The 13773-nt window shown below is 37.9% G+C and carries 8 protein-coding genes; 4 read left to right on the forward strand and 4 right to left on the reverse strand.

What is annotated here, in order from left to right:
- Positions 1-714 precede the first annotated feature (714 nt).
- From carB to ACFIJZ_RS01580, 3 genes are all read left to right on the forward strand, one after another.
- Positions 715-4200, forward strand: a complete 3486-nt coding sequence (carB, locus tag ACFIJZ_RS01570) for a carbamoyl-phosphate synthase large subunit (protein WP_375630813.1) — start codon at positions 715-717, stop codon at positions 4198-4200.
- A gap of 245 nt (positions 4201-4445) precedes the next feature.
- Positions 4446-4655, forward strand: a complete 210-nt coding sequence (locus tag ACFIJZ_RS01575; protein ID WP_012754908.1) for a cold-shock protein — start codon at positions 4446-4448, stop codon at positions 4653-4655.
- A gap of 320 nt (positions 4656-4975) precedes the next feature.
- A complete protein-coding gene (locus ACFIJZ_RS01580) occupies positions 4976-6178 on the forward strand; it encodes a pyridoxal phosphate-dependent aminotransferase (protein ID WP_375630815.1) in 1203 nt (400 codons plus the stop codon).
- Between the two features lie 1156 nt (positions 6179-7334).
- Here the strand turns inward: ACFIJZ_RS01580 and ACFIJZ_RS01585 are convergent.
- Together ACFIJZ_RS01585 and trxB are read right to left on the reverse strand one after the other, a co-directional pair.
- Entirely contained in the window at positions 7335-8240 is a 906-nt protein-coding gene (locus ACFIJZ_RS01585) for a LysR family transcriptional regulator (RefSeq protein WP_273791217.1), read from the reverse strand.
- Between the two features lie 42 nt (positions 8241-8282).
- The gene (gene trxB / locus ACFIJZ_RS01590; RefSeq protein WP_375630817.1) at positions 8283-9239 is read right to left on the reverse strand and encodes a thioredoxin-disulfide reductase; all 957 of its coding nucleotides are present in this window, start codon (positions 9237-9239) and stop codon (positions 8283-8285) included.
- Positions 9240-9549: 310 nt separating this feature from the next.
- Between trxB and ACFIJZ_RS01595 the strand changes: the two genes are divergently transcribed.
- On the forward strand, positions 9550-10944 hold the full coding sequence (locus ACFIJZ_RS01595; protein ID WP_273791219.1) for a TrkH family potassium uptake protein: 1395 nt from the start codon (positions 9550-9552) through the stop codon (positions 10942-10944).
- Between the two features lie 1202 nt (positions 10945-12146).
- On the opposite strand, the gene ACFIJZ_RS01600 is transcribed toward ACFIJZ_RS01595, so the two are convergent.
- Positions 12147-13205 carry a glycosyltransferase family 4 protein gene (locus ACFIJZ_RS01600; protein ID WP_375630820.1) on the reverse strand — a complete coding sequence of 353 codons (1059 nt, stop codon included), beginning with the start codon at positions 13203-13205 and terminating at the stop codon, positions 12147-12149.
- 17 nt (positions 13206-13222) lie between these two features.
- Entirely contained in the window at positions 13223-13696 is a 474-nt protein-coding gene (gene greA / locus ACFIJZ_RS01605; protein ID WP_007347010.1) for a transcription elongation factor GreA, read from the reverse strand.
- Positions 13697-13773: the final 77 nt, after the last annotated feature.

The following is a 13773-nucleotide window of genomic DNA, read 5'->3' on the forward strand; positions in this document are numbered from 1 at the left end:
CCTTAGCCATTGTATTAAAATACACTCTCACCCTTTTATGAAATGGAAAGATACATAGATTGACTGTCTTCCTACCCTAAAACGGAAACTTCGACCAGAACCGGATCTATCAACAATCTTGCTTTTTATATAACAGATTCCAATTGAAACCATTTGATATGGTTTATTTCATAAGCTCTCTACAGACAAATCCTGCTCTGAATTCTATCATACACTCTAATAAAAACACCTTAATGTAGTAAATTTTCATACCTTATATCACAACTCTAAACGGCAGTATTTTACGGAACAACACGATAAGCTTCCCATTTTATTTTACGAAATCCCATCGAACCATAAATAATAGCTTATGTTTTACAAGCAACAGAAAAAGCGCGTGCTCTCTTAAGCAAAAAACGTCATAAAACACAAAGAAAGTATGCCGGCAATGGATTGGAAAGATGTCTCGGCTTTTTATGCTCCACAGTATGCTTGAATATTCTAATTTGTTGGAGCACTGTTATTATTTTTTATCAAAGGTCATACTTTTGATAAACTGACGAGATGACTCAACTCAAAAAAGAAATTTATCTTCAATTTTATGAAAAAAAGCATGGAAAAGGTATTTTAATGCTTACTTTCTTTGTCACTTAACTTATAAAATGACGGTAGCCTCAGAACTAAAATATTTTGCCCGCAACAATCGCACACAGATATTTGTCATAGGAAAAAGCCATGCCCAAACGCACAGATATAAAATCTATTCTTATCATCGGAGCAGGACCTATTATCATTGGTCAGGCATGTGAATTTGATTATTCAGGCACTCAAGCCTGTAAAGCATTAAAAGAAGAAGGTTACCGAATTATTTTGGTAAATTCTAATCCTGCCACGATTATGACAGATCCAGATCTAGCTGATGCAACTTATATAGAGCCCATTACTCCTGAAATAGTTGCCAAAATTATTGCTCACGAGCGTCCCGATGCCCTTTTGCCCACTATGGGAGGACAAACAGCCCTCAATACTGCTTTATCATTAAAGCGTATGGGTATTTTAGACCGCTATCATGTTGAAATGATAGGAGCCAATGCTGATGCTATTGATAAAGCTGAAGATCGTGCTTTATTCCGCCAAGCGATGGCAAAAATCGGTTTGGAAACGCCACGCTCTATGTTAGCCAATGCAACAGAACTGAAAGAAGAAAATCGCCAACAACACGCAAAAACGTGTGCTGAACTTAAAGCAAAACTTTCTGGTGCTGCGCTTGACAAAGCACTCGAAGAACTTGAGCGCAACTGGCGACATACCGAAGCTGATCGCAAACAACATTATATCGCTCATGCAACAGCAAAAGCAGTTCAAGCTCTTGATGTTGTTGGGCTTCCAGCTATTATTCGTCCTTCATTCACCCTTGGTGGAACTGGTGGTGGAATCGCTTATAACCGCTCTGAATTCTATGAAATTATTGAACGTGGGCTTGAAGCTTCACCAACAACAGAAGTATTAATTGAAGAAAGTGTTTTAGGGTGGAAAGAATATGAGATGGAAGTTGTTCGTGATAAGAACGACAACTGTATCATCGTTTGTTCTATTGAAAACATTGATCCAATGGGGATTCATACCGGTGATTCGATCACTGTAGCACCTGCTCTCACCTTAACCGATAAAGAATATCAATGTATGCGTAATGCTTCGATTGCTGTTTTGCGCGAAATTGGTGTTGAAACGGGGGGATCCAATGTACAGTTTGCTGTCAATCCTGAAAATGGGCGCCTCATTGTTATTGAAATGAATCCGCGTGTTTCTCGCTCTTCAGCGCTTGCCTCAAAAGCAACGGGGTTTCCCATTGCCAAAGTAGCGGCTAAACTGGCTGTTGGTTATACACTTGATGAATTAAAAAATGATATCACGGGTGGTGCAACACCAGCATCATTTGAACCTTCTATTGACTATATTGTGACAAAAATTCCTCGTTTTGCGTTCGAAAAATTTCCCGGTTCATCACCTGTCCTCACAACTGCGATGAAATCTGTAGGAGAAGTCATGGCAATTGGACGCACTTTTCAAGAATCGTTACAAAAAGCACTCCGTGGACTTGAAACAGGGCTTACGGGTCTTGATGAAATTGTGATTCCAGAGCATGCTGAAGGTGATGAAAAAAGTTCTATACGCTCAGCCATTGCCATACCAAGCCCTGATCGTCTACGCTATATTGCTCAAGCCATGCGCACAGGCTTACCCTTAAATGAGATTCACCAAATTAGCAAAATTGATCCGTGGTTTTTAGAACAAATAGCCTCCATCATTGAAATGGAGCAGCGTATCCGCATTCATGGATTACCCCAAGACGCAGATAATTTACGTATGTTAAAAGCTATGGGCTTTTCAGATGCGCGATTAGCCTCCCTTACAGGGAAAGAACCGGATTATATCGCTGCTTTACGTAAATCACTGAATGTTAAACACGTCTTCAAACGGATTGATACTTGTGCCGCTGAATTTTCTTCTCCTACAGCCTATATGTATTCAACATATGAAGTTCCCTTTGCAGGTGTAGAGCACTCGGAAGCACACGTTTCTGAACGCAAAAAAATTGCTATTTTAGGCGGTGGACCAAACCGCATTGGGCAAGGTATTGAATTTGATTACTGTTGCTGCCACGCTGCTTTTGCACTGCGTGATGCAGGATTTGAAGCGATTATGATTAACTGTAATCCTGAAACAGTTTCAACCGACTATGATACCTCTGATCGCCTTTACTTTGAATCTTTAACAACAGAAGACGTTATCGCTATTTTAGAAGCAGAACAGGAAAAAGGAGATTTGGTTGGAGTCATCGTCCAATTTGGCGGACAAACACCCTTGAAATTGGCAAGCGCTCTAGAAAAACACAATATCCCCATCCTAGGTACTTCACCTGACGCTATCGACTTAGCAGAAGATAGAGACCGCTTTCAAAAACTGTTATTTAAACTTAATTTAACACAACCTCAAAATGGTATTGCCCACTCCATTGAACAAGCACGCCTCATTGCCCACGAACTAGGCTTCCCTTTGGTTGTACGTCCCTCTTATGTTTTAGGAGGACGTGCTATGCAAATTATTCGTGATGAACGTAGCTTACAAAATTATTTACTTGAGAGTGTCCCTGAATTAATTTCAGAAGATATCAAAGTCCGTTATCCTAACGACACAACAGGACAAATCAATATATTGCTTGGTAAAAATCCGCTTCTCTTTGATACCTATTTAACAGAAGCAATTGAAGTAGATGTTGATTGTCTATGTGATGGCAAAGAAACACTAATCGTTGGTATTATGGAACATATTGAAGAAGCTGGTATCCACTCTGGTGATTCAGCATGTTCTCTACCAGTCCATACGCTCTCAAATAAAATAGTTACTGAATTAGAGCGTCAAACCAAAGCATTAGCACAAGCACTTCATGTTCGCGGCTTAATGAATGTACAATATGCTATAAAAGATGACACCATTTATGTCTTAGAAGTCAATCCCCGTGCTTCACGTACTGTCCCATTTGTTGCAAAAACGATTGGTCGCCCTATTGCTAAAATGGCTGCACGTATTATGGCAGGAGAAACGCTTCATGATGCTCTTCAGGCTTATGGTGGATTACCTTCTTTGCAAAAAAAACAACATATTGCCGTCAAGGAAGCCGTATTTCCTTTTGCTCGTTTTTCAGGTGTTGATACACTTCTTGGTCCAGAAATGCGCTCAACCGGTGAAGTTATGGGACTTGACTATGAATTTTCGCTTGCTTTTGCTAAAGCCCAACTTGGAGCTGGTGTAAAACTCCCTAAAGAGGGAACTTTGTTCGTTTCTGTAAGAGATGAAGATAAAAAACGCATCTTAAATCCTGTAAAACGTTTAACTGAGCTTGGCTTTTCTGTTGTCGCCACAAGTGGAACACAAAAATTTCTCACCGAACACCACGTTGAAGCAAAAAAAATTAACAAAGTTCTAGAGGGACACCCCCATATTGAAGACGCTATTCGTAATCGCAAAATTCAATTGATTTTTAATACAACTAGCACGGCCAGTGCCATCTCAGATTCAAAATCATTACGTTATGCAGCCCTCATGCAAAATGTTCCCTATTATACAACAATAGCTGGAGCCGAAGCCGTTGTAGAAGCGATCAAAGCACTCAAAAAAAGGCGCCTTGAAGTACGTTCACTACAAAGTTATTTCAGTTGAATTTTTCTACTTAACAAAATGTACACTGTTTCCTTATTTTTTCTTTATATAAAAATTGATTAAGACTTGCTTTTTGTTCCAAAAACTTTTATAGAGGTTTCATCGAATTTTCGGTTACGTGACTTTCTTTCCTGTGCAATCTGCACTTTCGACGAAACTTCTCCCACCTAATTTCGATCTACAACCGTATTGAAGAAATGAAAGCTTCAATACTCAATATAATTATATATTCTAAGGAGTTTCCTATGTCTACAGGAACAGTTAAGTGGTTTAATACAACAAAAGGTTTCGGATTCATTCAACCTAGTGATGGTAGTGCAGATGTATTTGTACACATTTCTGCTGTCGAGCGTTCTGGTCTAAACAGTCTTAATGAAGGGCAAAAAATTTCTTATGATGTTCTTCAAGATCGTCGTTCAGGAAAATTTGCCGCTGGTAACCTTGCAGCCCTTTAAAGTTTAAATTCTGCAATATTTTATTTAAAAATCTTCGTCTGTAATGACGAAGATTTTTTTTATTTTGTATAAAGCATCATTTTACCTTGTTAACATAAAAGACTGCTTATCTCCTTTGCACAATTTATCAAACCTCCCTTATACTTCCTCAAAACTTTCATAAAATCTACAAAGAGATTATCTTGTGAAATCTCAAAAAAGAAGAATATAAAGCCCGTGTAAGAGTATTTTGGAAGTTTTTTATTGCATACAATATAATCTCTTATAGAATATCCTTAAAGCAATAACCATTTGTTGATATAATATAAGGATTTAAAATTATGGCTTTTATTGCCGACAAACTGTCTCTTATCAAACCTTCTGCAACAATAGCTGCTTCTCAAAAGGCCCGCCATTTAAAAGCATTAGGGCGCAATGTTATTGCTTTAAGTGCTGGAGAGCCAGACTTTGATACCCCAGAAAACATCAAAAACGCGGCTATTGAAGCTATTCGAAGAGGAGAAACAAAATACCCTCCCATATCTGGAATTCCAGAATTGCGCCAAGCAATTTCTGCAAAGTTTAAAAGAGAAAATAACCTTCTTTACCAACCAGAACAAATTATTGTTGGTACCGGTGGAAAACAAATTCTCTTTAATGCATTCATGGCAACTTTGAATAAAGGAGATGAGGTCATCATTCCATCCCCTTATTGGGTTAGTTATCCAGAAATGGTCGCACTCAACGATGGTAAGCCTGTCTTTTTAGAAACGAAAGCCGAATTTTCTTATAAACTCCAACCCCAAGAGCTAGAAGCTGCCATTACCCCCAAAACCAAATGGTTCATCTTTAACTCTCCTTCAAATCCATCAGGTGCTGCTTATACACATAATGAATTGAAAAAACTCACAGATGTTTTAGTAAAATATCCTCATGTTTATATCCTTTCCGATGATATATATGAACATCTCACATATGAGGGTTTTACCTTTGTTACTCCAGCTCAAGTAGAACCAGCGCTTTATGAGCGTACACTCACAATGAATGGTGTTTCTAAAGCCTATGCGATGACGGGATGGAGAATCGGCTATGCAGGCGGACCAAAAGAATTAATTAAAGCCATGGATACCATTCAAGGACAGCAAACATCTGGAACAAGTGTCATTTCACAATGGGCTGCGGTTGAAGCACTCAACGGGCCACAAGACTTTATTGCTAAAAATAAAAGTATTTTTCAAACACGCCGTGATCTCGTTGTCTCCATGCTAAATCAAGCTCCTGGCATTCACTGTCCAACGCCTGAGGGTGCTTTTTATGTTTATCCTTCTTGCTCCGGAATTATTGGAAAGAAAACACCTAACGGCCAATGTATTACCAATGATGAGGACTTCGCCATAGCGCTTCTAGAAACAGAAGCTGTTGCTGTCGTCCAAGGATCTGCTTTTGGACTTGGATCAGCTTTTCGTATTTCTTATGCAACATCAGAAGAATTACTTGAAGAAGCTTGTATACGTATACAGCGCTTTTGCAACAGTCTAATTTAAAATTTTTAAATATCATCTCTTGTGATTGTTTTTACCGAATGTCAGTATATCCGAGAAAATATCGGAAACTGTGTCATGGTCTAAATCTATCGATTCAGCAAAAATATCTATGAATAAACACAAAAATAGAGGCTGTAGATAAAGATCAAAAAAATCTAGCTATCAAATAAATGAATCGGTCTATTATCATAAGAGATGAAAAACCTATTCTGCTTTCTCCATTCAATTTATAACTCTAAAAAAGACCGAGCGCTTTTAAACACAATTGCCCTTATAATCAAAGGCCCTTACAATAAAATCTCTTCTATTTCTCGGCTTCTTCTTCGTCCTAAAATGAAGAAGAAGCCACCTCCCATCGTTGTGTAAGCAATCCAGTTTCCTTTAAGTTCTATCTAATAACTACTTGATTTACTTCATAGGCTTTATGAACAAGACCTGCCTTAAATATTCACCTCACACTCTAATAAAAAGCACTTCATGTATAAGGTTTTAAATATTTTATATCACACCCCTAAAAGACAGACTTTTATGGTATAACAGGATAAATCTCTCTTAAACTCCTCATTGAATTTTAGTATTCTTAAAAAATTGTTGGATATCCACAAGTTTCGAAATTTTTTCCTTATCATCTTCCCATATATTGCAATTTCTAAGGACTCTTTCAAAAATAATAAAAAAAAGCCGGACATATTGTCCGGCAAATTTGGAAAATCTTCAGAGATAAAATCAATCTGATAGATCTTCGTAAGGGAACACTCAAGAAAACGCACTGGGAGGCAACATAATCAAGAGATAGCATTCTATGTCATTTTATAAGCAAAAGCACAATAAAGACTTAAGCGTATCTGCTATGCAATAAACACATAGCTTTAAATTTGTCTCCATTATGTAGCACTCTCTTTAATTAAATATAAAAATGTAAGCTACACCATCACACGATTGTCCATTATATAATAGCTCTCACGTTTGCTAGCATTTGTAAAAAAACATTTATCCCTTTTTTCAAAAATATTTACCCGCGCAGACTCCCTCCACTTTTAATGTGCAACGAATAATTTTAATTGATTCAATATGAGCAAATTTGAAACGAAAGAATATTACGGGAGTCTCAAGTTGCAAAACAGCTAATTGTTCCTTATAAATTAAGACATTAATATTAAAAAGACCACTGACGAGCTTTTAAAAAAATATAATCTCGAAAAGCATTTAACCTTGCCAAATTCTTTAAATTATAAGGATAACAAAAAAAAGTATCAAAAGAAGGAATATCAACCATATCAGGAAAAAGACGCACCAAATGCTCATCATTATTGACGATATAATCAGGAAGCACAGCAATCCCAAGATCACGCATAAGCGCATTCTTTATTGAGATGATATTGTTGATTTGTAGAACTGAAACGCGCAATGATCCATCACTTCTACCAGCCTTTTCCAACCAATTTAAACCAGACAAATAAGGTGGAACAGGTTCACCGAACGAAATAATACGATGCTCATCGAGATCAGATAATTTTTCCGGCTTTCCATAATTTGCAATATACTTTTCCGAAGCATAAACATGCATATGAATTGTAAAGAGTTTTCTTTGTATAAGATCAGGTTGTTTGGGTTGATGTAAGCGAACAGCACAATCCGCATGACACATTGTCAAATCAAGCTCTTCATCGGAAAGCAAAAGCTGAACCTGCATATCAGGATAAAGACTAAGAAATTCTGGCATACGCTCTGCAATCCACCCTGCCCCCATTCCAAAGGTCGAGGTCACACGCAAGTGCCCCGTTGGTTTTGCATAGCTTTCACTTAATTGCAAACGCACACTTTCAAGCTTCATCAAAACATCATGAGCTGTACGATAAAGAGTTTCTCCCTGTTCTGTAAGAATCAAACCACGCGCATGACGTTGAAATAAGGATACCCCAACCTCTTGTTCTAAAGCCGAAACCTGTCGTGAAACGGCTGATTGAGATAAATGAAGTTTTTGAGCAGCATGCGTAAAAGATCCCGCTTCTGCTGCAGCGTGAAAAACCCTTAACTTATCCCAATCCAACGGTGGCGCCACAATTAATTCTACCTCTATATTCTCTATTTTCTCAATGAGTTACTAACGCTTGGATATATCCAAAAACCGTTCTGCTTCCAACGCTGCCATACATCCTCTTCCCGCAGCTGTTACAGCTTGGCGGAATGTTTCATCTGTCACATCCCCAGCAGCAAAAACACCAGCAATGCTTGTTGCTGTTGAGTCCGGTGCTGTCCATAAATAGCCGCCTCGTTTTTGTTTCAGCTGTCCTTCAAACAGAGAAACAGCAGGATCATGCCCAATGGCAATAAATATGCCCTCTGCATTCACTTTCATCTCATGACCTGTCTTAACATTTTTCAGACGTGCCCCTGTTACAACAGCGCCCATTGCCCCCTGTGCTGGCAGCCCCAGAATTTCTTCGACCACATGATCCCAAAAAACACGCACATTATTACAAGCCAGCAACCTATCTTGCAAAATTTTTTCTGCCCGAAACTGCCCCCGCCTGTGAACCACGCTTACACTCTTAGCCAAATGCGATAAATAAAGTGCTTCTTCAACAGCCGTATTTCCTCCTCCCACGACAATAACGTCCTTATCACGATAAAAAAAGCCATCACATGTAGCACAAGCGGAAACACCTCCGCCCATAAAGGTCTGTTCACTTTCTAAACCAAGCCAGCGTGCTTGAGCTCCTGTTGCAATAATCAGTGCATCACAAGAATATTGTGTTCCTGAATCCCCATATAAGACAAAAGGATACTTCAACAAATCAGCCTTTATAATTGTATCATAGACAATTTTTGTCCCCATATTCTCAGCTTGTTTTGCCATTTGTTCCATCAACCATGGTCCTTGAATGGGATCTGCAAAACCTGGATAATTCTCAACATCAGTTGTAATTGTTAATTGTCCACCCTGCTGCAAGCCCGTCACCAAAACCGGCTTAAGCATTGCTCTTGCTGCATAGATCGCCGCTGTATAACCAGCCGGACCTGAGCCAATAATCAGCAGACGAATATGCGATTGCACCATTAAATCCCCTTCACTTTATTATAAATTAATTATTCTATAAATGATAACGGAATGCAGCCTTTTAAAAAAATATTTTTCAAGAGCCCTAATTATGTTATGTATACTTCTTTTCAAGTTTTATGAAAAGGTCTGATTACTAATTCATCAAGGCACGCTAATGTTAAGAATTAATCCTTATCCTATAAAGAGAAAAATGTAACTTCTTATGAGCACAAAACCATAATAAAAAGAGATACAAAGATAGGGAACGATCATTTTTCAATTTATTATCAATGTCTGTGCACGTTTTGCCTTAATCATGGGAGGAGCAATGCTTTTGCCAATTTTTGTGGATTTGCACGACAACAATCGTAATTGGATAAGCTTTCTCTATTCTTGTGCCATAACCACCATGTTAGCAACGCTGATTCTTTTAGCAACTAAGGGAGCTACTTGTCGCTTTTCAGCACGGCTTGGCTTTATGCTCACTGTTTGTCTTTGGCTTACAGGAAGCATCGTAGGTGCCTTACCTCTTTATCTTTCTCCTCTTCCCATCTCTCTAGCAGGAGCCATTTTTGAATCTGTTTCTGGAATTACAACAACAGGCTCCACAGTCCTTTCTGATCTTGATAATTTATCGCGAAGTATTTTATTATGGCGTTCTCTTATATGCTGGATTGGGGGCATTGGTTTTATCGGTTTAGCCCTCTTAATTTTGCCTTCACTGCGTGTGGGTGGCGTGCGACTTTTTCATATGGAATCATCTGATAAATCTGAAAAAATATTGCCTCGCATCAACCAAATTGCTAACGGAATTATCATCGCTTATGTTGGGTTAACATTGGCTTGTATGCTTTCTTATTTTGCTGCAGGCATGAATTTATTTGATGCCATTAACCATGCAATGAGTACAGTAGCAACAGCTGGTTTTTCAACGCATGATGCTTCTTTTGGCTATTTTTCTGATAAACCAGCCATCTTAATTATTTCAACAATCTTCATGTTGCTTTCTGCTTTACCCTTCGTACTTTATGTTAAATTAGTCCTTCCTGGACACTCCAAACGCTTCCTTGACCCACAAGTGATTGTTTTTCTCCATATCGTTCTCCTTTTCAGCTTTGCTTTAGCGGCATGGCTACGGTTTTATGATCATCGCGCGTTCCACTTGATTTTCCTTGATGTCATTTTTCACCTTTCATCCATTATTAGCACCACAGGTTATAGCGCTGAAGATTATCAACTTTGGGGACCGTTTGCGCTTGGAATTTTCTTCATTGTTTCTTTTACAGGCGGATGTGCTGGTTCTACTTCTGGTGGCATGAAAATCAATCGCCTCATTATTCTTTGGCGTATTACACAAACAAATATAGAAAAACTTCTTTCTCCTAATGTCGTTGTAAAAGCGCGCTACGATCACTCAAATATATCAAATGATGTTGCTCAAGCCGTTTTGTTTTTTGTCTGTCTTTATATGTTTTGCCTTGTTATCGGCACTGCACTTTTGCTTACAACCGGTCTTGACTTTACCTCTGCCTTTACGGGGGTCTTAACCGCACTTTCAAATGTTGGTCCAGGCTTTGGAGATATTATTGGCCCCACTGGTAATTTCTCTACAATCAACGACCATGCTTTATGGATTTTAAGTTTTCTAATGTTAGCTGGACGCCTTGAAATCATAACAATATTCGTCCTTTTTATTCCCGCTTTCTGGCGTGAACAATTCTAATGCAGAGAGTATTTTATTCTACCATGATAAAAAATTTACAAGATAAAAAGGTGTGAACAGTATGCATCATAATATTCACCCCTTACTCAATCCACTGAAGATTTTCTAAAATTCTATACAAATCATCATATCAATGATATAAAAATAATTCAACAAAAACAATCAAATACCAATATTTTCAAAGTCATAACATATAAAGCTTCACTTTATTGATCTTCTTTATCAAATAAAGTGGACGCATAGAACATTCTTTTTTACGAATAATCTCTCATGCAAAAAATATGAATATTTACTGATAAAAGTGTTTTTTCTCTTTAATAGAGTTACCTCCTTATAGAAAAAAATGCTATTATATTACGAACTCACAAGCTTATAAAAAAACATCTCACAGTACTCATCACCCCCATTCCACGACAGCCTTCATGAAAGATATAAAATGGTCACCATCATTTTTACTTAAATAACAATAAGGTGCAAGTCGGTACTACAAAATAAGATATAAATTAGTACCACCATATTATTTCTGTTAATGTCGTAACAGCTTGCATTTCAGACAATTTATAAGAAATCTCTTTACACCTTGTCTTCAATAGTTTTTATCCACCACATGCCTTCTTCCGATTGTGATGTGCTAGAGGATAGCTCTCATTGATTTAATATCAACAGATTTGACATAAGAAAATCTTACGGTACTCAAAGCTCTTATTCAAATTAAAAAGGTAAATTATCTATAAAAATCATATATATTGATCTTAAATCCATCTTATTATGAATTTATTGAAAATATGTACGACTATTTTATTCATGGAGATAGCATCATTATCTTTTTAAGAAAAGAAAACGTTTTTTTGCTATCTATTTAAGTCTTACAAAACGAACAATATCAGTACGACACCGTATAAGATAGTGCATAAATCCCCAGACTTGAGTTAAAGCATTATTTTCTTATTCTAAAATATCAATGAATAAAAGTAGCTTTCCTCTCTCCTAGTATGCTTTATCATAAACTACATATCGCTCTCAAGCGTATACATTTTTAATCTTTTATCCAAAATTTTGGGAACTTTTTATAGTGTTCTACTAAAGACAATATAAATTTTGTAAAATAACATTTATATCATTGAGCTGTTTTCTTGATGACTATGAAAAACCTTTAAGGAAAATACTTTTTATCATCCCTCAAGAAGATTTTTGATATCATATCAAAGTGTTTTTTCCGCAAACAGTTCTTTGTAAACACTTTCAATCTTGCTTGCCTCTTTTTCCAAAGGAAAGTGAGTACGAACATGGGTTAAAGCTTTCTTTCCGGCTGCCAATGTTTTTTCCACATCAGAAAAATAAGGTTCAATTGCTGCGGTTAAAGCCGAACCATCTCCTGCTTTTACAACTGTTCCTGTCGCTTCTACAACCAATTCTTTATAAGCTCCTGCATCACTCGTTACAACCGCAACCTGTGATGCCATTGCTTCTAATGGCGTTAAACCGAAACCTTCTGTACGAGAAGGTGCAACATAAAGTGTTAAACGACGATACCACAAAGGGATGTCCAGAATCTCACCAAGAAAAATAATGCGATCATCCAGACCAGCTTTAGCAATCTTTTGGCGTAACTCTTTTTCAAAATGATAATATTGCTCTGTCGTACGACCAGCGATAAGTGCTGTCCATTCGGGGTAATCAGGCAATAATGCTATCATGGCATCAACAAATAAATCTGTTCCCTTTGAGTAGCGCAGACGCCCAAAACATCCTACCGCATATTTTCCTGGAAATCCTGTCGAAGAAAAGCAATCATCAAAAGTCTGTGGTGGAGTAAAACGCCTCACATCCACCCCATGCATAATAACCTTATGAGGCACTTCTAGATAAGCGCCCGTACGTGTACTGGTAGCTATAACCCTATCCATACAGCGAATCAACCATTTGGTAAAAGGCTTATGATGACGTTGTGAAGCCGAAGTAAAGATGAGTTTAAGCTTCATTCGCAAAACATCGCGTAAAAAGATCCCACAAAGCATCTCAATATTGCGTCGTGCATGCCAAATACGAAATGGCTTCCCTTTCGGACTTTTCCAAAGTCCGAAAAGGTCCCTAAAGGCAAGAGCCGGTAAAGTTTGTGGTAAACCAAACCCCAAAGTGGATATACGTATACCCTGTTCGCGTTGCATTGGAATAAGCTGAATAATCGTAGATGTTACTCCCGACAAACGCCTTTTAAAGTGAGGCGCAATAACCTCAGTTTCGTCCAAAGATACACGCATAATAATCCATATGTTATTTAGATGTACTGAACCTTAATGATCTCATAATTATGCGCACCACCTGGTGCATTCACCTCAATCACATCACCTTCTTGCTTGCCAATAAGTGCACGTGCGATAGGCGAAGAAATAGAGATTTTACCAACCTTTACATCAGCTTCTTGATCTCCTACGATCTGATACACTTTTTTTTCTTCAGTGTCCTCATCCAAGAGTTTAATGGTTGCGCCAAATTTTATTTTGTCACCTGAAAGACGCGAGACATCTATAACTTCTGCTCGCGCGATATAATCTTCAAGCTCATTTATACGCCCCTCATTATGACTTTGCGCTTCTTTAGCTGCGTGATACTCAGCATTTTCGGATAAATCACCATGCGCACGCGCTTCAGAAATTGCTTCAATAATTCGCGGACGCTCCTGTTGTTGACGCCAACGCAACTCTTCTTTAAGACTCTCAAAACCAGCTGTAGTCATCGGAACTTTTTCCATAATCCGTCCCTTTCTATTACACGGAAGGTTTAATAAAAATACAAAAAACGGCTTCCAAAATTACTTTTGGAATCCGA

This window comes from Bartonella sp. CL70QHWL (assembly GCF_042194855.1).
In the GTDB taxonomy this organism is placed as follows: domain Bacteria; phylum Pseudomonadota; class Alphaproteobacteria; order Rhizobiales; family Rhizobiaceae; genus Bartonella.